This is a genomic window from Thermogemmatispora tikiterensis (assembly GCF_003268475.1).
In the GTDB taxonomy this organism is placed as follows: domain Bacteria; phylum Chloroflexota; class Ktedonobacteria; order Ktedonobacterales; family Ktedonobacteraceae; genus Thermogemmatispora; species Thermogemmatispora tikiterensis.
The window spans coordinates 5280717-5301383 of the sequence record NZ_MCIF01000002.1; the positions used below are offsets into that span (position 1 = coordinate 5280717).

13 protein-coding genes are annotated in these 20667 nt (G+C 60.7%); 10 read left to right on the top strand and 3 right to left on the bottom strand.

Annotated features, from left to right (window positions below; genetic code table 11):
* Positions 1–87 precede the first annotated feature (87 nt).
* The 3 genes from A4R35_RS21115 (at position 88) to A4R35_RS21125 (ending at position 4696) form a co-directional block, all read left to right on the top strand.
* Entirely contained in the window at positions 88–1917 is a 1830-nt protein-coding gene (locus A4R35_RS21115; RefSeq protein ID WP_112432935.1) for an SHOCT-like domain-containing protein, read from the top strand.
* 439 nt (positions 1918–2356) lie between these two features.
* Positions 2357–3352 (top strand): helix-turn-helix domain-containing protein, encoded by a 996-nt coding sequence (locus A4R35_RS21120; RefSeq protein ID WP_112432937.1) that lies wholly within the window; start codon positions 2357–2359, stop codon positions 3350–3352.
* 375 nt (positions 3353–3727) lie between these two features.
* Entirely contained in the window at positions 3728–4696 is a 969-nt protein-coding gene (locus A4R35_RS21125) for an aldo/keto reductase (RefSeq protein ID WP_112432939.1), read from the top strand.
* Between the two features lie 172 nt (positions 4697–4868).
* Here A4R35_RS21125 and yedA read toward each other — a convergent pair whose 3' ends face one another.
* On the bottom strand, positions 4869–5894 hold the full coding sequence (gene yedA / locus A4R35_RS21130) for a drug/metabolite exporter YedA (RefSeq protein WP_223258437.1): 1026 nt from the start codon (positions 5892–5894) through the stop codon (positions 4869–4871).
* A 456-nt stretch (positions 5895–6350) separates the two neighbouring features.
* Positions 6351–7748, bottom strand: coding sequence for an FAD-binding oxidoreductase (locus A4R35_RS21135; RefSeq protein WP_112432943.1), 1398 nt, complete (start codon positions 7746–7748; stop codon positions 6351–6353).
* A gap of 545 nt (positions 7749–8293) precedes the next feature.
* On the opposite strand from A4R35_RS21135, the gene A4R35_RS24825 reads away from it, so the two are divergent.
* The 7 genes from A4R35_RS24825 to A4R35_RS21185 all read left to right on the top strand — a co-directional run bounded on the left by A4R35_RS24825 (position 8294) and on the right by A4R35_RS21185 (position 18539).
* The gene (locus A4R35_RS24825; protein ID WP_112432945.1) at positions 8294–8968 is read left to right on the top strand and encodes a DEAD/DEAH box helicase family protein; all 675 of its coding nucleotides are present in this window, start codon (positions 8294–8296) and stop codon (positions 8966–8968) included.
* Entirely contained in the window at positions 8949–9413 is a 465-nt protein-coding gene (locus A4R35_RS24830; protein WP_146747297.1) for a helicase-related protein, read from the top strand. Before A4R35_RS24825 ends, A4R35_RS24830 begins: the two co-directional genes overlap by 20 nt.
* Before the next feature lie 447 nt (positions 9414–9860).
* A complete protein-coding gene (locus A4R35_RS21155) occupies positions 9861–11165 on the top strand; it encodes a serine/threonine-protein kinase (RefSeq protein ID WP_262982346.1) in 1305 nt (434 codons plus the stop codon).
* Positions 11104–12279 carry a substrate-binding domain-containing protein gene (locus tag A4R35_RS21165; RefSeq protein ID WP_223258438.1) on the top strand — a complete coding sequence of 392 codons (1176 nt, stop codon included), beginning with the start codon at positions 11104–11106 and terminating at the stop codon, positions 12277–12279. Before A4R35_RS21155 ends, A4R35_RS21165 begins: the two co-directional genes overlap by 62 nt.
* Before the next feature lie 149 nt (positions 12280–12428).
* On the top strand, positions 12429–14216 hold the full coding sequence (locus A4R35_RS21170; RefSeq protein WP_112432953.1) for a substrate-binding and vWA domain-containing protein: 1788 nt from the start codon (positions 12429–12431) through the stop codon (positions 14214–14216).
* A gap of 1012 nt (positions 14217–15228) precedes the next feature.
* Positions 15229–15702 (top strand): nuclear transport factor 2 family protein, encoded by a 474-nt coding sequence (locus tag A4R35_RS21180; protein ID WP_189362143.1) that lies wholly within the window; start codon positions 15229–15231, stop codon positions 15700–15702.
* 653 nt (positions 15703–16355) lie between these two features.
* On the top strand, positions 16356–18539 hold the full coding sequence (locus A4R35_RS21185) for an alkaline phosphatase family protein (RefSeq protein WP_112432960.1): 2184 nt from the start codon (positions 16356–16358) through the stop codon (positions 18537–18539).
* A 188-nt stretch (positions 18540–18727) separates the two neighbouring features.
* Here the strand turns inward: A4R35_RS21185 and A4R35_RS21190 are convergent, their stop codons facing one another.
* On the bottom strand, positions 18728–20407 hold the full coding sequence (locus A4R35_RS21190) for a glycoside hydrolase family 10 protein (protein ID WP_112432962.1): 1680 nt from the start codon (positions 20405–20407) through the stop codon (positions 18728–18730).
* Positions 20408–20667: the final 260 nt, after the last annotated feature.

Genomic DNA, 20667 nt, shown 5'->3' on the forward strand with positions numbered 1-20667 from the left:
TGAGCGGAGACTCGGTCCTCTTGCTGGCTGATGGGCTGCTGCTCCGCTCATGAGGGAGGGTTTTGTTCGCCTTAAGGAGGCTGCCTTATGCGACAAACAGTGAATGTTGGCCCCCAGCCACGGATCAGGGTGGGCCGCATCAGCGGCGATCTGGTTGTGCGTCCTGATACGTTTCAGCGTGTACTTATCGAGAGCGACAACGCCCTGGAGACAAGGCTGGCGCATGAAGACGAGGAAAGTCTGGTGATAGGCGATTGTCGCGGCGATCTGAAGCTCTGGTTGCCGGCAGACGCTGTCCTCTCGGTGAGCCGGCTTGCTGGTGACGGAAACGTTCAGGGCATTCGCCGCTGTGAGCTGGAGGAGGCGCTCCAGGATCTGGTAGTAGAGCGTCTGACTGAAGCCCTGATACTTGGTCGTCTGGCTGGTGATCTGAGAGTGCGGGCGGTGCCCTTGGTGCAAGTCCGCGGTGAGATCAGGGGCGAGGGGCGGGTCAGAGATGTCGAGCGGCTGGAGGCCTCCGCGGTGGTTGGCGACCTTGTTGTGGAAGGGGGGGGCACGGTCTTGCTTGGCTCCGTCGGCGGTGATCTGCGTTTGCCTGCTGTTGCTGCTTCGTTACGTTGTGGACGGGTCGGAGGTGATGCCCTGGTGCAGGGAGGCGGCGATACCGGGGTGGTACTTGGCCAGATCAAGGGCGACCTGGAGCTGCTCGGCGCTGCTCAGGTCTACGTAGGCAGCGTTGAGGGAGACGCGGTGCTACGCGATATCAACGGTGGGGTAGAACTCGGGCGTGTCGGTGGCGATCTCGATTGTCGCGAGGTGGCAGGCCAGCTGAGGGTGAGTCACGTGCTGGCTGATGCCGTCCTAAAAAGGGTCCATGCTTCTCTAGAGATTGGGACCGTGGAGGGAGATCTTTCGTTGCAGGCGGATTTCCCACCAGGCTCAGCAACGCGTTTGAATGTGAATGGCGATGCAGTGCTTTCGCTGCCGGCACAGGCCAATCTCACGCTGCGAGCTGTGGTCGGCGGCAGCGTCAGTGGCGCCGGTCTCGGCCAGGAACTGGGTGAGACGCGCCTGCTCTCGCTGGTTTATGGCTCGGGCGACGCGCTGGTGGACCTGCGGGTCGCTCAAGACCTGCGTCTCCAGGGGGGAGATCATCCCCGCACGAGTGAGGGAGCTTTTGACTCCCGCGTCTGGTCCTGGGAGGACTTCGAGCAAGAGATGAAAGCATTCGGTCGAACCATGACAACCCTGGGTCAGGAATTGGCCCGCGAGATGACGCGCCTGGCTCAGGACCTGGCCCGCGAGCTGGCTGAGGCTGGAGGGGAGTCTAGCGTGCGCTGGTCTGAAGAGGTGTTGCGCATGTTGGAAGAGCAAACGCGGCGTGCGCAGGAGCGGGCCGCAGCCTGGGAGCGCCGCTTTGCCCGCTTCTGGCCCCAGGATGGCGGGCCGCGAGTACGTCTGCGTTTCCAGGAACGTGAGTGGCAAATGGACCCCGAGCGTCTTTATCGCATGCTCGATCAGGCCCAGAGGGCGGCGGCGGAAGGGGTGGCGGGGGCGATGGAGGCTGTCGAGCGCGCTCTGCGCAACCTGGGCCTGGCCTCATCAACTGAAGAGCGCTGGCGCGCCTCACGGAGGCCCGCAACTGCGTCAAAGGAGGAAATGTCTGCCACTCAGTCTGCGGAGCCTGCTTCCGAAACAGCGCCGCAGCAACCGACTGCTTCTGCTGAGCAGCCGCCAGAGCAGTCCGGTTTGCATCCAGCAGCGCAGTCCCAGCCAGCCGTCGAGTCCTCGTCTGATCCCGCTGCAACTGCCGCCGAGCCTGAACGAGAGCGTGAGGCGATTTTGCGCATGATCGCTGAGGGGCGGCTCTCTCCTGAAGAAGGCGATATGTTACTGGAAGCCCTGGGGCCTGAGTGAGCTGGCCAGGGACCTGGCCCATTGCGTCGATAGCGCGGAGGCTGGCGAGCGATCCACCCGGATCAGCAAGGCATGTCGGCGTAGCGTGGTTGGGTCCCTGTCCAGCAGCGCAAAGGTCCCTGGTTTTGGGGATGGCTGAGCCTGCTGGCCCGTTTGCTTGCTCGCTTCCTCTCCGCTGGGCAGCGGTTCTCCCAGCCTCTTCTCGCTGTTTAGATAGCCTAAATGCCGCTTTTCAGACCTTGAGTCTTCACAACTATCGTTCTCCCCTGGGCGAATTGTGGTATAATTACAACCGCTGTCAATATTTCTGACCACGCGGAGCCGCTGCGAGAGGGGATTGTTTTACCACTGGCACCTTATCCGAAGGATCTCAGTTTTTGCTATCAGGCAAGAGCGCAATCAGTATCCACCCACTATTTCAAAGGATCAAGGTAGTTAGATGCAACAGAGCCGAAACTGGCGGGAACTGCTGGCAAGCCTCATTAGTGACCCGCGGCAGAAACAGACGCTGGCCAACAAGTTGGGAGTCACACCGCTGACCTTGACACGCTGGGCTGAAGGAGAGTCGCAGCCCCGTCCTCAGAATCTGAGGTTGTTGGCTGAAGCTCTCCCACAGTATCGGGCGGAGCTACAGCAAGCGTTCGGTGAAGAGTTTGGCCTTGCCAATCTGGGGGAGCCGATGCTGGAGCTGGAAGAGGAAGAGATCCCCTCGGCCTTCTATGCTCGTGTCCTCAATACGCATGCCACGGCGCTGGCCATGCTGCGCTTCTGGTCCATCGCCAGCCTGATTCTCCAGCAGGCGATTGGGCAGCTTGATCCCCATCAGGTTGGCATTGCGATTACGGTGGTGCAATGCATGCCGCCCTCTGGTCCAGCTGGCAAGGTGCGCAGCCTGCGCAAGAGGGTGGGCATAGGCACTGGTCCCTGGCAGAGCAGTGTCGAGCAGAAAGCGGGCTTTTTGGGAGCGGAGTCGCTCGCCGGCTATACAGTGGCCCAGGGGAGGCTGATCGTGATTCAGGACCTGATGCGCGATCAGGGCTACTATCCGGCGCGCCCGATCGAGGGAGAGGTGGGCTGTGCTATTGCCCCTATTCTGCGCTCCAGCTGTGTGGCTGGGGGCCTGCTGGTCTCCAGCACGCGACCTGACTTCTTCTCGCCTGGGCGCAGTCGGCTGGTCCAGGAGTATGCAGATCTCCTGGCGCTGGCCTTTGAGCCGCATGAGTTCTATGAGCTGCAGCTGATTGACCTGCAGACCATGCCTCCTGAGCATGTTCAAGAGGAACATTTCAAGCATTTCCAGCGACGGGTGGCGGCCCTGATGCGTGAGGCGGCGTTGAACGACCGCCCACTGAAAGTAACGCAGGCGGAGCTGCTGGTCTGGCAGCAGCTAGAGGAGGAGCTGCTGGGGCTGCCATTACCGGACTTGCAGGAGTGAGGCCAGGCCAGGAGGAGTGCAGCCGAGGTCGTGCTCCTGCTTCCTCCTGCCACGCTCACTCGTTCCCTCGCCCCCTCGCTTACTACCCATGTGCTCATTCATTCGCCTGAGTACGCGCCGACTCCGCTTTCTGCCTTTCAAGCAAACGGCTGCTGGGCTGGGTTGTTGCCCTCCTGATAGGGCCAGGCTCTCGCTCGCTGGCCCACGGCTGGCCGTGTTCCCGGCGTATTCCATTCCCTACAAACAGGCTCTTTGCCTGAGTTTGCGTTTTGGGCTTCCTTTGGCATAAGATGAGAAGGCCAGGGGCTGTGAGGGCCTCCTGAGCACCGACCACAAAGCAGTTGAGATGGTGAACAGGTTGCGGAAGGAGTGTCTATGCAGAAGCGACGCTTAGGGAACACTGATATGGAAATCACGCCGCTGGGGCTGGGGACGTGGGCGATTGGGGGCGGCAACTGGAGCTTTGGCTGGGGTCCACAGGATGATGCGGACTCGTTGGCGGCGATTCATAAGGCTCTGGACCTGGGAATCAACTGGATCGATACAGCAGCCGCCTATGGTCTGGGACACTCGGAAGAGATTGTCGGGCGCGCCGTGCGCGAGCGTGCTCCCAACGAGCGCCCGTACATTTTTACCAAGTGTTCGCTTGTCTGGGATGAGACCAGCAATGGGCAGGTGCGCAATGTGCTCAAGGCCGATTCGATTCGCCGTGAAGCCGAGGCCAGCCTGCGCCGCCTGGGGGTCGAGGTGATCGATCTCTACCAGATTCACTGGCCGGTGCCCGATGAGGATATCGAGGAGGGCTGGAGTACGCTCGCTGATCTGCAGCGCGCCGGCAAGGTGCGCTACATTGGAGTCTCGAACTTCAACGTGGCTCAGATGGAACGGGCGCGGGCCATTGCCCCGATCAGCTCGCTGCAGCCGCCCTACTCGTTGATTCATCGCGAGATTGAGGCGGAGATTCTACCCTATTGCCAGCAGCATAATATTGGGGTGATTGTCTATTCACCAATGGCCTCCGGTCTGCTGACGGGGCGCATGACCAGGGAGCGGGTAGCGGCTCTGCCCGACAACGACTGGCGTAAGCACCATCCCGATTTCCAGGAGCCACGTCTGTCGCGCAATCTCGCTCTGGCCAAGCTCCTGGGCGACATCGGCTATCGCTATGGGCGCACGGCGGGTGAGGTGGCTGTTGCCTGGACACTGCGCCATCCGGCGGTGACCGGAGCGATTGTGGGGGCGCGCCGACCTGAGCAGATCAGCGAGCTAATCGGCGCGGCGGAGTTCCGTCTCTCGCCGAACGACCTGGAGGAGATCGAGAATTTCCTGCGCGCCAATCCCTGACTGACCCCTTGCTGAGGAGAGGCCTCTCCCGGCAGCGAGGCCAGGCCGGCCTCGCTCGCCGTTGGCCCTCATTCAGAGCTATCTTCGTTTGATCCCCGTTTGATCCCCGTCTTATTTCCCTGGCCTCCTCCTCTCTCCTCTCTTATGTATGGTTCTGGCTCTTGGCTCTCTGCTAGCCATCGGTCCGCAGGGAACTGAGCTGCCGTGGCTCGTCCTGGCTGGCGATGGTGGCGCTGTTGTGGCCGGTGGCAGGAGCCGGGCGCGGCTGTAGAGAGATGAGGGCTACGCTGCCGAGGATGATGAGCATAGCCAGCAGTTCGAGGGGCGAGACCTGTTCGCCTCCGAACAGGGTGCCCAGGAAAACGGCCACCAGAGGATTGACATAGGCGTAGCTGGTGGCGAGAGCGGGCCGGACGCGCCGCAGCAGGTAGCCGTACGCGCAATAGCCGAGTAGAGAGCCGGCGCCGACAAGATAGATGAGCGCCAGCAGCGCTCCGGGAGCGGGTGGCAGGCTGGGGCGTTCGCCCAGCAGCAGGCCGATGGTGAGCTGGGCCAGGCCGCCAGCCAGCATCTGGGTGGCGCTGGCCATCAGGCCGGAGGCCAGTGGCAGGCGTGCGCTCCAGACGGAGCCGAGGGACCAGCAGATGGGGGCGATCAGGAGGGCGATGGCCCCCTGGGGATTGGCTCGCAGGCCGCTCTGCAGGTTGAGCAGGATGACGCCGGCGAATCCGATGAGCAGGCCGAGCCATTCGAGGCGTCGCGGCCAGCGCCCGCTAAGACCGGCGAAGAGCGCTGTCCACAGAGGGACGGCTGCCAGGGCAATGGCGGCCAGGCCACTGGCGACCCACTGTTCAGCAAAGGCAACCATACCGTTGCTGCCGACCAGCATGAGCACGCCGATGCCGGCTCCAGCCAGCCACTGGCGCGGGCTGGGCCGCGGCTCGCCGCGCAGGCGCAGGAAAAGATAGAGCAGGGTGCCGGCGCAGACGAAGCGCAGACCACCCATGAGGAAGGGCGGGAAGCTGGTCAGCGCCTGGCGCATGCCCAGGTAGGTGGACCCCCAGATAATGTAGAGGGCGAGCAGGGCCAGGATGATGCCCAGCCGATCGACAGGGCGCAGGCTGCCCGGGCGCTGCCGGGCTGCTGCTGGGCCTGACCCGCCAGAGTCACTGGCGATAGCGAGATGATCTTCACTCACAAAAGTGTTTGCCTGTTTTCTCTGCATAGCTCTTTAAATATGCTGATAAAGTAAAAGGTGAACAAGACGATACAACAGTGAATTAAATTGTCTGGCGTCACAGGGCGGGATAGGTCGCTCCGTGGCGTAGTTGCTGCTGGTCTATCTGGCTGGATCGGAGGTGAAGAGCGGGTGACCGAGTCCGATCGGGATCGCTGGCAAGAGTGCCTGTGGAAATTTTATCTGCCCGGGGGTCGATTGGCTACAGCCAATGGGGGGCAGACGGGGGGGATTGGCTCTTGCTGTGAGTGGGGCGCCAGTCTGATCTGATCTGCAGGTTTCACGCTCGCTAAGCGGAGAAGTAGGGGGGAAAAGTCAATGACAAGCGACGTGCAGTCCGAGAATGCTACTCGCCTGGCCTGCGCGCCGCTTTTGACTGATGCTGATCTCAGGTCCCAGGTCTGCAGGAAGATTGGCCTAGACAGCAGGCTGGATATTCTGATTGATGCGGAACAAGTTAGCCGGATCGTAGTGCCGCTTCACCTGGCTGAGTCGCTCGTAGTTCTCGCGATAGGCGGCGCGGACACGCTCATTGCCCTCTCCCTCCATCATGAAATTGACATAGGCTCCGCTCTCGGCGTAGGGATGCAGAGCTGTCCAGTAGGCGCGTGCCCAACTAGTAATCGTCTCCTTCTGGCCAGGGTCGGGGCTGACTCCCACAATCACCTCGGCCCAGGTGGCATCGCGGTAGCTCCAGGAAGTGGCGTTATTGCTCACGTGGCTGGCGGCCCCATTCACCGGGTAGAGATGCATCGTCGACTGCAGTGTTGGGAGCTGAGAGCCATGCTGCGTGTGCAGGCCAATCGCTTCGTCGCTCAGCTCTTTCACAAAGTCCGCTTTCCAATACCACTGCAGGCCAGGTGGATAGAGCGCGTCGAACATGCTTTGCAGCGCGGGGAAGGGGAGTGGCCCTACAAGATCCAGTGCTGGCTGACGGAACTGGCGGATCGGCTGGAAGGTCTGTTCTGCCCTGTCCAGTGGACCTGTGTAGCACCAGACCACGCCGCAGAGCTTCTTATTGTGCAAATGCTCTGGGAACGGTGGGCCTGGCGGCACAGTCAGGAAGGCGAAGAAGCCGTTGAGATCCTCGGGGGCGGTCGTAATCAGGTTCTGGTACCAGCGGAGAATCTCGGGCGCCTTCTCTAACTCCCAGAGCATGGGGCCGGCGTAAACCGTGTCGACTGGCTGGGTGCGAAACAGGAACGAAGTGACAACGCCGAAATTGCCGCCGCCGCCACGCAAGGCCCAGAAGAGATCAGGCTGCTGCTGCTCGCTGGTCACCACCACGCTGCCGTCTGCCAGCACAACTGTGGCTTCAAGCAAATTGTCGATCGTCAGGCCATAGGAGCGTGTCAGGTGGCCCAGGCCGCCGCCGAGCGTCAGGCCCCCGACGCCGGTGGTCGAGATGATCCCCGCTGGCACGGCCAGGCCGAAGGCATGAGTGGCGTGATCGACGTCGCCCCAGGTGCAGCCAGCGCCAACGCGCGCTGTGTGTCGGTCGGGATCGACGTGGGTGTAGCGCAGAAGGGATAGATCGATCACCAATCCATCGTCGCAGATTCCCAATCCGCTGGCGTTGTGGCCGCCGCTGCGGATCGACAGCGGCAGCCCATGATCGCGGGCGAAGTTGACGGCAGTGATCACGTCGGCCACGTCGGCGCAGCGTACGATGAGGGCTGGCCGCTTATCGATCATGGCGTTGTAGACGCGGCGCGTGGCCTCATAGGCGGCCTCGCCTGGCTGGATCACTTGCCCGCGCAGATTCGCCTGCAGGGCGCTCGCGTTGATCGCTGAAGACCTCTCCTCTATTGCCATACTTCTTTGGCTCCTTATCTCTGTTGAGGTCGATGCACTAAAAAAAACACTCCGCTTTCCTGCAGACGTGGCGCGATTTCGCCATAAGTAATTCTACCCATCGCTGTGTCAAGAGGACAAGCGCAAGGCTACCTACCTCGTTTGCATTGTGGCCTGGGAGGGGAACCCTCACAGGAGCGAGGGCCGTTGATCGCGCTTGCCGGCCTCGCGGACGTCTCTGAGACCGGGCGTACTGTGTCGAGGGGGAGCTGTGTAAATGAGGGGGACCCACCTCATTGTGGGGACCCCTCACCCGGGGAAACCTCCTGGGGCTGCTAGTAACTCGCTGCCCGTTGACTGTTGTGCCAGTTCTGTGCTATGCTGCATTATCTTACCTGTGCTGCTATGTTATCGTCAGGCTGTCAAGCGGTGGAGATCCTGGGGCGCAAGCTGGCCGTGCTCGACGGCGGGCGATGCAAGATCTTGTTTGGGCAGCCTTGCCTCTCTGTTTGCTCCATGCCCGACCCGGCTTTCTCTTCGCCTGATCTACCACCCACAGCAGTTTGATGGCAGGCACCACCTTCAGTCGGGCCTGCTCCTGTTGGGCTCCTTCTGATCTGCCGGCAGCGCGCCAGCCCCTTCCTTTCGTCTACGAGTCTACCGGGGTCGAGACGCGCTTTACCAACTATCTGGAGCCTGTGGCCAGCAGTCGGCAAGTCTTTGCTTTTCATCGGCCCGAGACGCTGGCAGACTGGTTGGAACAGGCCCCCGAGGGGGAGCCGGAGCAGGAGAACGAGACGCTGCGCGCGCGGCTGCGGCGCCTCCCGCCTTTAGCCCGCACTGGCCTGCGCAATTGCCAGTATGAGGCTATCACTAACCTGGAGCGCTCCTTTGCCGATAACCGTCCGCGGGCGCTGATCCAGATGGCGACTGGCAGTGGCAAGACCTACACCGCCGTCGCGAGCATTTACCGTCTGCTCAAGTTCGGTGGGGCGCGGCGTGTCCTCTTTCTGGTTGATCGCGCGAATCTGGGGCGTCAGGCCCTCAATGAGTTTTTGCAGTATGTGACTCCTGACAGCAAGCGCAGGTTTGGTGAGCTGTACAATGTGCAGCTGCTCACGCATAACGCTATCGATCGGGCGGCCAGCGTCTGTATTACCACCATCCAGCGCCTCTACTCGATCCTTAGTGGTGGGCCTGCGCGATCGGCGGACGCGCGCCGTGCGCTGGGAGCAACTTGAAGATGAGCTGGTTTACTATCCAGAGCAACTTGATCGCGAGGTGGTCTCACTGGACCCGATCCGTACCATTATTCGTGCCTATCGCGATAGCTACCGCCAGCTCTTCCCGGAGCGCACGAAGGTGCCCAAGACGCTGATCTTTGCCAAGGATGATAGTCATGCCGATACGATTGTGGAGATTGCGCGCGAGGAGTTCATGCCGGAGATTCTGCGTGAGGGCTGCAGCGCTAATGATTACGTGCGAAAGATTACCTGTCGGACGACAGGGGCGAGACCTGAAGATCTGATCACGGCCTTCCGCAACCGGCTGACGCCGCGGATTGTGGTGACGGTCGATATAATTGCCACCGGTACGGATATTAAGCCGCTGGAGGTCTTGATTTTTATGCGACCGGAGGGCCTCAATGCTGAAGAGAGCGAGATCACGATACTGGCGGACGGGTAGAAAAGAAGAGCAAGCGGATAAGGTGCAAGTAAAAGAGGGCCAGTGACCAGATGCCTGGCAGATCGAGACGCAGCAGATCCTCTGCTGCCACCTCCCACAGCTTCACCAGGCGATAAGAGATAGCATATCCTTCAAAATAGCCTGAAGCACACACCCCGCGAACTGCGGTCCCAGGGCTGCCGCTCCGATAGCGTTGGCCGTGCTCACCCTCTTTGTTCCCATGACAGAGCAGCATCGGCCTGGGCGGCAGTCTCCCTATTTCTTAATTGATCCTTTACATTCCCATAACAGAGCCGTAAAGCAGAGATAAAGCTCTGGCGACATACTCCCAGCGTGGCAAATGGATAAGCAGAACATGAGCATCACGAGTGCGCGACTCATCACGACCGATCAAAGGCCGAGAGCCATACGTGCTTGTACGTCCTATTCACGAGGAAGTGACAAACCTTGCAGAGTCATACTGGAGGATTCCTCACCTGTGGCCACTGTGGCACCCCGAACGCGCCCGGTGAACAATTCTGTATCAACTGTGGTTACACCCTGGCCGGACCGCCAACCGGTGTATATGCTGCCGTAGCCTCCTCGCCAGCGGTCACCGGAGGAGGTCGACGGCTTACTGGGGCCCTTAGTCCTGGCGTCCTACTCAGCGGACGCTACCGCATTGTCGCCCTTGTCGGCAAAGGAGGCTTTGGAGCTGTCTACAAAGCCCTGGACTTGCGCTTCTCGGCTCGCCGGCAGGTCGCCATCAAAGAGATGGGCGACGCCCTGCTCACCCCCAGCGAGAAAGCGCGTGCCCTGGCCGACTTTCGCCAAGAGGCAGATCTCCTGGTTCAGCTCCAGCATCCCAACCTACCCAATGTCAGCGACTTCTTCGAAGAAGCGGGCAAAGCCTACCTTGTCATGGAATTCATCGAAGGCAAAACGCTGGCGAAGATCCTCGAAGAACACGGCGGACCGCTCGACGAAGCGACCGTCATGGGCTGGGGTCTGGAGCTATGTGCTGTCCTGCACTACCTGCACACGCGTTCCCAGGCGATCATCTTCCGTGACATGAAGCCGGCCAACGTCATGCTCACCCCAGATGGCCAGCTCAAGCTCATCGATTTCGGCATTGCCCGCATCTTTAAGAGCCAGGTCACACGCGACACCACCCTCCTTGGCTCTCAGGGCTATGCCCCGCTAGAGCAGTACGGGCGCAGTCAAAGTGATGCGCGCTCGGACATCTACGCCCTGGGGGCCACGCTCTACGAGCTCCTCACCGGCGAGCTACCCCTTCGACGCCCCGACCAGACGCCTCAATCCTGGTCTCTTTCAGGCCCCGCGCGCCTTGAACCCGCACATCTCTGCCGCCAGCGAGGAGATCATCCTGACAGCGATGGCCGAAGATCCAGCGCAGCGCTATCAAACTGCCGCTGCCATGTACATGGCAATCCTGGCTGCCGGCTTCAGCTCCCCGGGCGCCGCGAGAGGCACCCTTCCAGGCCTGCCCAATGCCGCCGCGGCTGGCCGCCCAGCCTCGCCGGTAACCTCGCCACCGGTGAACGCTCTGCCCGTGACCCCGCTGCCTGCTGGCAGTCCACCGACGCCGGTAACACCCTTACCCGTAACGCCGGGCCAGGGACCCCAGGCGCAGCTTGCCGTTCAAGGAGGGAGGCGCATCTCGCGTCGCCTGCTGCTGACCGCAGGTGCAGTGAGCCTTGTCGCGGGCGCTGGCCTGCTCAGCCTCCCTTTCTTCTTCTCACGCCAGCGTAGCGGAGGAACGGGAGTGGCCGGGCAGATCACCCTCAGCTTTGTCTACAGCACCGAAAAAGAAAGCTGGATCAGCGCCGCCGTCGCAGCCTTCAACCAGCGCGGCCTGACCCTGGGCGGCAAACGCATCTCCCTGCCGCAAGCCGAAGAGCGTGGCTCGCTCGATGCCCGTGACCGCATTCTCAATGGCCAACTGCGGCCCATCATCTGGAGTCCGGCCAGCACACTGGAACTCAACCAGCTTAATGATGCCTGGAAGGCCGCACACGGGGGCAAAGAGATCGTGGCCTCCTCAGCAGACCTATCACCACGCTCGCTCGTCTTCAGCCCCCTGGTCTTTGCTGTCTGGGAAGAGCGCGCGCGCCTCCTGCTTCAGCATTACCGCGTCATCGACTGGGAGGCCATTCACAGCGCCGTTCTCCTCAAAAATGGCTGGCAGGACCTGGGAGGGCCTGGCGACTGGGGTCAGATCAAGCTGGCCCAGACTCGCCCCGATCAGTCGAATAGTGGCCTACTGAGCATTACCCTGCTGGCCTATGCCTACTTCCATCAACAGCGAGGCCTTACCAGCGACCAGGTACGTGACAAGGGTTTTCTGCACTACCTCAACGATATTGAGGGAGCCGTCACTCAATTCGGGCGCAGCAGTGGCACCTATCTAGAGCGTGAAGTCATTCTCAAAGGGCCTTCTTCCTATGATCTGGCCTTTACCTACGAAAACCTCGTGCTGACCTATCAGGCGGAGGCGCACCAACGCCAGGGCATGGCCCTGCTCCCCTTCTATCCGAGCCTCAATCTGCTGAGCGATCACCCCTTTGCCATCCTTGACGCCGAATGGGTCACCAGTGAGCAGCAAGAAGCGGCGCGCCTCTTTCGCGACTTCCTCCTTGGCGAGGAGCAGCAGCGCGAAGCCCTCAAAAGCGGCTTCCGACCCACCAACGCCGCAGTCACCATCTATGACCGCCTTGCGGGCAACCCTTTTCCCAGCCTGGCGAGTAGCCTCAAGATACCAGCGCAGCTTGGCCCCGAGGCACAGCCACCAGCCGGCCCTGTGACCGATGCCCTGCTTCAAGCGTGGCTTAGCGCCTACGGCAATAGCGCCACCGCCACCAGTTAGCCGGCCCGATGGGAGGAAGATAAGCCAGAAAGAACAGAAGCGGAGGCACCACCCACCTCCGAGAGGGGTGGCCTCCAAATCCCCTTGATCCTTGATGCTGCCACGACCACGATGCTCATGCTTTCGACAGGAAAGGATAGGCGAAGACAATGCTGAGAGCAAATGAGATCCTCAGCTGGCGAAGAGGAAGAGCGCCCTGGATCGGCCTCTTCTGCTCTTTTTCTGCTTTATTGATGCTCTTCACATTTCTGGTAAGCTGTGAGACGCCCTGGAGCGCCACCGCTTCCCCGACGCCCACGCCGGCCCCCTATCCAGTGAACTGTCAACACCACTCGAGCGACCCGGTGACGCTGACCCTCTACTACGGCTCCGAGAAAGAAGCCTGGATGAGCGACGTCATTGCGGACTTCAACAACCACCATTACGCAGCCTGCGATGGCCTCATCACTGTCAACGCCATTCCCATTGGCTCCGGCGACTCTCTGCAGCAGATCCTCAATGGCAATATCAGGCCCGACGTCTGGAGTCCGGCGGGCAGCGTCTGGCTCAGCCTCCTCAATGCCCGCTGGCATCAGAAGACCGGGCAGAATCTCATTGACATGGGAGCCAGCGCCACCCCCTCGCTGGTCAGCAGTCCTGTCGTCATTGCCATGTGGAAACCGCTAGCTGAAGCGCTTGGCTGGCCGCAGCGTGCCATTGGCTGGAGCGACATCGCGCGCCTAAGCAGCAATCCGCAGGGGTGGGCCGCCTATGGGCATCCCGAGGCAGGCAGCTTCAAATTCGGTCACACCCATCCAGCATACTCCAACTCCGGACTCGATGCCATCATTGCCATGAGCTACGCCGCTCTGGGCAAACAGCGCGGGCTTACCGCAGCAGATATCAGCGATCCTCGCGTCCGCAGCTTCATCGGCGACATTGAAGAAGCGGTCATTCACTACGGAGACAGCACCGGCTTCTTTGCCGACGAAATGTTCAACAAAGGACCCAGCTTTCTCAGCGCGGCAGTCATGTACGAAAACCTGGTCGTCGAAGCCAATGACGGCCACAGCTATCCCCATCTTCCCTTTCCCGTGGTAGCCATCTACCCCAAAGAGGGCACCTTCTACAGCGATCACCCCTATGCCATTCTCCACGGCAGCTGGCTGACTCCGGCCAAAGAGAGCGCTGCTGAGGTCCTCCGCGCCTTCCTCCTGGCGCCCCAACAGCAAGCCAAGGCCCTGCGCTACGGCTTCCGCCCCGCCGTACCCTCAGTAACGGTTGGCGCTCCCATTGACAGTGCCCACGGTGTCGACCCTGAGCAGCCGCGGACCATCCTCCAAGTTCCCTCGGTGGACGTCATCAATGCCATTGAGAGCACCTGGCAGGCCCAGAAACGCCGGGTGGCCGCCATGCTCATTCTGGACACCTCGGGGAGCATGAACGATGACTTCAACGGGATGAGCAAGATCGACGCTGCGCGGCAGGGCCTCAGCGACTTTGTGCGGCTCATGAGCGACGATGACGTACTTGGGCTAACTATCTTCAGCGATCAAGCCAGGGTTATCAGTCCACTTTCGCTGGTCGGACCTAAACGTCGACAGGTTCTCCAGCAGATCGGGAACATTACAGCCAGCGGCAGCACTCGCCTCTTCGATACTATTGCCGAGCAGGTCCAGGCGCTTAACAGCTTTGTTACCACTGATATCAAGGCTGTCGTCGTTCTGACAGATGGACAGGATAATGCCAGCCAGCTTTCACTGACTGACCTGCTCTCGCGGATTGTGCCGCGCGGGGAAGACGCTGGCCGGGGCATCAAGGTCTTCACCATTGCCTATGGCGATGATGCCGATGTCAAGGCTCTCAAATCTATCGCTTCAACAACGGGGGCCCAGGAATATGCCGGTACGCCGCAGAACATTCGCACTGTCTACAATCAGATCAGCCTCTTCTTCTGATGAAGACGCTGCGGAAGAAAGAACCAGTCGGCTTGCTGTGGAGCGCTCTGGCTCACGGCTGGAGGGGAGGTCAGACGGCTGTGCCTACCAGTGATTGAGACTCTCCCCTTGACAGGCATTGTATGCAGCAAGGTGGAGGACCGGCAAATAAGAGAGGACCGTTAACTAGCGGGCGGCGGGTCCTCTGCCTGGCCTGGTCCCTCGCAGATCGCTGTCACTGCTACGCTACAGCTCTTGCCGCTATCAGTACCAGATCCGTCGCGATTCTCTCCAGGATCTTGGCAGCCGGTGTTGCGTCTCCCAACTCAGGTGGAGCGACTCGTCTGCTCTTGGGAGAAGCGGCGCTGGACTGGAGTAGAGTTTTCTCCCCCTGGTACGCGAACGACTGCTGCTGATGACTCGTGGTCAAAGGTGACCACGCCTGGCTCCAGACTCTCATCAGAGCCGCTCCTCCAAAGGGTGTATTGACCTGCGCAGGCGACGGAGCGCATCCCTGCCCTGGTCTTGCTTCTCCACCGGCTCGCTACCGCGCACTTCTTCTGCATGGCCCTGAAGGAAGGCCCCAGCGGAATCAGGGCTACGTGTCTCATTACTGAGGCAGGGATGCCAGTGTGCAAGATCACAGATGTTGTTCCCCCTTCTATCTGGGGCTTCCGGTTATCTCCCAGTCTGTCGAAGAAGCGCACTCATACTCTTTCTCCTGGCTGCTTGATGCTTCTGCCCGGCGCCCCGGCGCAGTCGACAAGGGCCAATCCCAAGGTAAGTCAAAGAGAGGAACGTTTTTCCTGGAGGCCGCGGTCTCCGCTTCCGAGGCCCGCCAGAAACGTTCCTCATGAGGAGGACGTTATTGCCTGTGTAAACTGGTAACCGTGGTCCGGGTAAAAAAGGCCAATCTCCTGGAGCAAGGTGGCTCAACCGACCATAGCATTTGTGCTTGCTGCACTCCTGCGCTACAATACAGAGCACGAGGATGCCCCTATTGGAGAGCAGCAGAAGCAGAGGAGAAAGTGGCGTGCGAACCAACCGAGACAGCTTTGAGCAAAGTGGCTCCGCTCCTGCAGGCATGGAGCTGCCCATTCTCATCAATCGCTGGATTGTCGCTTTTAACGCTCACAACGTTGACGAGCTAGTGGCCCTCTATCACGCCAGTGCCGAACTCTTTGACACGGGCATGCGTCACGCGCGTCGAGGCCGTCAAGAGATCGCGCGCTGGTTTAGTCAGCGCTTCACCAGTATGCCGACCATCCAGTATACGCCGACGCGCCGCTTCTTTGGGGATGAGCAGGCGGCAGTCTGCTGGATTGCCTCCGGCGAAACGCCGCGTCTCCTGAGACAGTCCTGGCTTTCTCGACCGTTTCAAGTCGATGGTGTCAGCATCTTCCTGGTCAGAAATGGCCTGATTCTGCGTCAGAGCGACTACTACGATCATTTTTCGATCGTCGAACAGGTCTTTCCCCCTCTGCGCTGGCTCCCCTTCAGGCTCTAAGCCCCGACCAGAATCAGAGCGAGCCTGAGCAAAGAGGGGCCAGCTTCCTCGCTGGTGCGCCTCAGCTCTCGCAGAAGCAGCTTGTGCAGTCTCGGCGTAAACTCTCGGCCCTGCGGCCCTGACCCTGGCTGGTCAGGCGTCGTGACCAGCAAAATGAGTACGATCCGAGCCTGAGGGAGCTATTCGTCGGCTCGGGCTTGCCAGGCCGTAGCTTCCCTTCCCCTCCCAGGCGTTTGCATTAACATCTCTATTTTACATATTCTTAACACTTTGCCCTTTAGATCATTGATATCTATTCAATACAATGCTATACTCTAATTGCATCTCCCTGGAGAGTCGAGAGGGACGCGACTCAGGGAGGCCTCCCTGTCAGGAGTGCCAGCTGACAGGCTAGCAAGATCGGCGCGCAAGGGCAGAGCAGGGCGGAACGCGCTGAGGGGAGTCAACTTCCGGGTTACAGGCGCTGTCCGCAGGAAGAGGACCTCACGCATGCGCGCAGTTTTTCCGCGGCAGAGCAGGGGGAAAGCCCCCTGTTCGGGAGCAGTAGTTGCCTGCAAGGCTCTGGGCAGTGCGAGCGAGCCGTGACCATGCTGTTCCTTGTGCACCAGTCGATCAACCCAACCAGTGGACCTGCAGCGATAAAGGAGGAACCTATGCGTCATCGCCCCTGGTCCCAACGCGACCCCGTGGGGGGGCGCTTCCATCTCATCGGGACGAGCTGCCTGCTGTTTCTCATCATTGGTATTCTGCTGCCGGCGGTGAAGCCTGGTGGTGCTGCTGCAATGAGCGAGGGCAGCGCAACCTGCCATCTCAAAAATGGCATCAAGCACGTCATCTACATTCAGTTTGACAATGTGCATCTGATGAGGGACAACCCCAACGTCCCCTCTGATCTAGAGCAGATGCCCCATCTCCTCGACTTCATTGAAGGCAATGGCGTCATGCTCTCCAACAACCACACGCCGCTAATTGCCCACACCGGGACCAACATCCTCACCTCACTTACTGGTGTTTACCCGGATCGTCACGGAGTAGCGGTCAGCAACAGCTATCGCTATTTCAATCCAGACGGGACCAGTAGCCCAGCCTCAGCCTTTGCCTACTGGACCGATCCCATCTACGACCCCACCAATTCGACGCCGACTGATACCACCTACAACATGCTCAACGAGCTGGGGGTCAACGCCCCGGCGCCGTGGGTGCCCTATACCCGGGCTGGCTGTAACGTTGGAGGTGTTGGTGCTGCCAACATGGTCCTGGAGAACACCGGGACTGACATTCCCACGGTCTTCGGGGCCGACTCGCCGGAAGCCCGTGAAGTCAAAGCCAATCCTGGCCAGGCTTATGCCGATTTCGTCGGCATCAGCATTCATTGTGCCCTCAACAACCCGCTCTGCTCCTCTGAGCATAACGGCAAACCTGATCTTCTGCCCGACGAACCTGGGGGCTATGAAGGCTACCAGGCCCTCTTCGGTCACAAATACGTTGTCCCCCAGATCAGTCCCGACGGGCCGCTTACTGACCTCGACGGGCACATCATCCAGGATTCCCAGGGACACATCGGCTTCCCCGGCTTTGATGGCATGGAAGCCAGTGTCAGCCTGGCCTATGTGGCCGCCATGCAAGAGCACGGTGTCCCTGTCACATACGCCTACATCTCCGATGCCCATGACAAACACCCGGGCGGGCCGGCCTTTGGGCCTGGTCAGGAGGGCTACGTTGCTGCCCTCCGTGCCTATGATCAGGCCTTCGCTCGTTTCTTCCAACGGCTGGAGCAAGATGGCATCACGCCAGCCAACACGCTCTTTGTCATCACCGCTGACGAAGGGGACCATTTTGTCGGCGGGCCCCCGACTCCGGTGGACTGCGATGGCGTCAATGTGCCTTGTAGCTACAGCGTGATTGGCGAAATCAACGTCAACCTGACGGGCTTGCTTGCCACTCAGCAAGGCGTTACTACCCCTTTCCAGTTGCATGCCGACTCGGCCCCGGCGATCTACATCACCGGCAATCCGGGGCGCACCGATCCAGTAACGCGAGCGTTTGAGCGAGCCACCGGCAAGCTCACTGCCGTCAACCCCATCACCGGCAAGACAGAGCAGCTCACCCAATACATGGCCGATCCCGTCGAAATGAAGCTGCTGCACATGGTCACCGCCGATCCGGCTCGTACACCTACCTTTGTCTGGTTTGCCAATCCCGACTACTACATCTATGCCGGGCCGGCCAACTGCAACGCACCCTGTGTCCAGGTTGTGCCTACCTATGCCTGGAACCACGGCGATATTGCCCCCGACATCAACCGCACCTGGCTGGGGCTGGTTGGGCCTGGCGTGCGCCATCTTGGTCGCAACGACAGCATCTGGGCCGATCACGCCGACATTCGTCCCACGATGATGGAGCTACTCGGCCTCAAAGACGACTACCGTCATGACGGACGGGTTCTAATCGAAGCGCTGGACGACAGCGCGCTTCCGCCCACGGTGAGGCGCAGTCGCGGCTTGCTCCTCCAGCTTGGTCAACTCCTCAAGCGTATCGATGCGCCCGTAGGTGACCTTGCCCTGAGCACCCTGCGCATCTCCACCCTGGCGCTGGAGAGCGGTAGCCCCGACAACGATAGCACCTATACCCGGATGGCTTCCCAGCTTCAGCTGCTGACCGCGCAGCGCAACGCCCTGGCCGACGAGCTTCTGACCATCCTGGAGGGAGCCGAGTTCGGTGGCAGCGGACAGCAAGCCGCGGCGAAGCTCACCCCGGCTCGCACGGCTACCCTTGTAGCAAAAGGCAACAATCTGCTCCAACGCGCTCACAGCTTGATGACCCGGCGTTCTCATTAGCGCTCGCGATCTGCCTTTGTGCCGGTGCTGGCTTGTCACTGTCAGCGGCTTGCAGGCCGGCTCTTACCGGAGAGGGGCCGTCTCTGAGCGTGGGGCGGCACAGCCTTGTATGTCGGGGCCGTGTCCGCCTCGCGCCTCTCATTGGGGCGAGGCAGAGAGGCAAATCAGCGCGACCAGCCTGCTGCTACTCATGGAAGATGCACAACCAGGGCTGAGCTGGGGGAGCTTTCATGGTATAGACGGTCCAGCGCGGTCACATAGTACGTATAGAGTGCGCCCTGGGGTGCGAGCTGGTCGACGAAAACCTGCCAGCCTGCTCCAAAGTGTCGCTGGGTCGCCAGCAGGGCGGTAGAAGTCTTCAGCGCGCACAGGTCAGGGGGAGCGGAGCCGTCCAGGCGGTAGAGAGCATAAGCGGCTGTCTGAGCCTGCCCACCAGCGCCATCCTGCCAGCGCAGCGTCACCGTCCAGCTGTGCGTTGCCTGGGGCTGCAATTGGGCCTGCAAGGCCCTGGGTGTCGGCGGCGAGCCCCCACCCAACCAGGGCATCACTGGAATCAGCGCAGGATGGCGATAGAGAGCCGTGCGCAAACGCCGGGCAAAGCCGAGGGGATCGGCCAGTAAGGACTTCAAGCGGAAGAAGACTTCGCCCTTTATCGCCGCAAAGCGCAGATCCAAACGCAGATGGCGTGGCATCTCCTCGGCGTCATTCCAGGGTCCGCCGCTCCCGATCTTATAGGCTGCCTGTCCAATGTAGAGATGGATCGGCCAGCCCTGCACCTCATGGACCCACCAGTGCACGAGCGTCGTATAATCGGCGGGCCTGAAGCCGATGGGCCAATACAGTTGCGGGGCGATATAATCCAGCCAGTGGTGTCTGATCCAGGTGCGTGTATCTGCATAGAGCGAATCGTAGCTTGTCACCGCTGCCGCGGTGGCCGAGCCTGAGGGATCGCTGCGGCGGTTGCGCCAGACCCCGAAGGGACTCACACCGAACTTGACGGTTGGGCGCAGGCGGTGGATCGTCTGAGCCAGGGTCGCTATCAGCTCATTCACGTTCGCCCGTCGCCAATCGGCGATCGAGCGATAGTGGCTGGCGCCGTACTGGCGATAGGTCTCGCTATCTGGAAACGGCAGCTTTCCCACTGGATAGGGGTAGAAGTAATCATCCAGGTGAATTCCATCGACATCGTAGCGACGCAGCAGCTCCTCAACTGTGGCCGCCAGGAGCCGGCGTACGGCGGGCAGGCCCGGATTCAGGTAGAGGGCCCCGCCATAGTGCACTACCCACGCGGGATGCTGCCGCGCGGGATTCGTCGGCGCCAGGGCGGCGAGATTGTCGTGGAAGCTAATGCGAAAGGGGTTCAACCAGGCATGAAACTCCAGGTTGCGCCGGTGAGCCTCGTTCAGCAGGAACGCCAGCGGGTCATAACCTGGACTGCGCCCCTGGACGCCGCTCAGGTAGGCCGACCAGGGAGCGTAGTGCGACGGATAGAAGGCATCCCCCAACGGGCGTACCTGTACAAAGACTGCATTGAAGCCCAAGGCCCTCACCTGGTCGAGCAAGCGCCGCCCTTCTTCCTGCTGCACGGCGGCGGGCAGGCCCGGGCGTGAGGGCCAGTCCAGATTGGCCACCGTGGCGATCCAGACCCCACGTAGCTGTCGTAGCGGCGCCCCGGTTGCTGGTGAAGGGGAACACGACCACGCTCTGCCCTCTCCGCGCTGCCAGCTCTGTGCCTGGGCTGACAGCGAAAGGGGGCTGGCCGATCCCACAACCGGGGCCGACGGCAGCACACTCAGCAGCCAGATCAGAGCCACTGCCACCCAACGCAGGTATCCATAACCTCCATAGCCACTACCACCTTTGCCCATCTGCTTCTTCTCCCCGCTACGCTGAGATTGATGTAGACAATAGTTGCGATGTGTAGGGGTATTGTACCGCACTCCTTTGTGATTGTGAAATCAACTTTTTCGATATGAGAAGGTCGCTATCAAATATCGATGAAATTGGATAGAAGAGAAAAGATGAGAGAAGAATGGGGAAGGAGGAGAGAAAAGGGAAAGTAAAGCGAATATGAGTCCGGGCCTGGCCAGGGGTGGAGCGAGTCATCAGGCTCGCAGGCTGGCCGCAA

Excerpts from the sequence above, each read along its gene's own strand:
- A4R35_RS21120 (WP_112432937.1), top strand. The coding sequence starts at position 2,357 with ATGCAACAGAGCCGAAACTGGCGGGAACTGCTGGCAAGCCTCATTAGT.
- A4R35_RS21185 (WP_112432960.1), top strand. The coding sequence starts at position 16,356 with ATGCGTCATCGCCCCTGGTCCCAACGCGACCCCGTGGGGGGGCGCTTC.
- A4R35_RS21115 (WP_112432935.1), top strand. The coding sequence starts at position 88 with ATGCGACAAACAGTGAATGTTGGCCCCCAGCCACGGATCAGGGTGGGC.
- A4R35_RS24825 (WP_112432945.1), top strand. The coding sequence starts at position 8,294 with ATGGCAGGCACCACCTTCAGTCGGGCCTGCTCCTGTTGGGCTCCTTCT.
- A4R35_RS21125 (WP_112432939.1), top strand. The coding sequence starts at position 3,728 with ATGCAGAAGCGACGCTTAGGGAACACTGATATGGAAATCACGCCGCTG.
- A4R35_RS21170 (WP_112432953.1), top strand. The coding sequence starts at position 12,429 with ATGCTGAGAGCAAATGAGATCCTCAGCTGGCGAAGAGGAAGAGCGCCC.
- A4R35_RS21190 (WP_112432962.1), bottom strand. The coding sequence starts at position 20,407 with ATGGGCAAAGGTGGTAGTGGCTATGGAGGTTATGGATACCTGCGTTGG.
- A4R35_RS21135 (WP_112432943.1), bottom strand. The coding sequence starts at position 7,748 with ATGGCAATAGAGGAGAGGTCTTCAGCGATCAACGCGAGCGCCCTGCAG.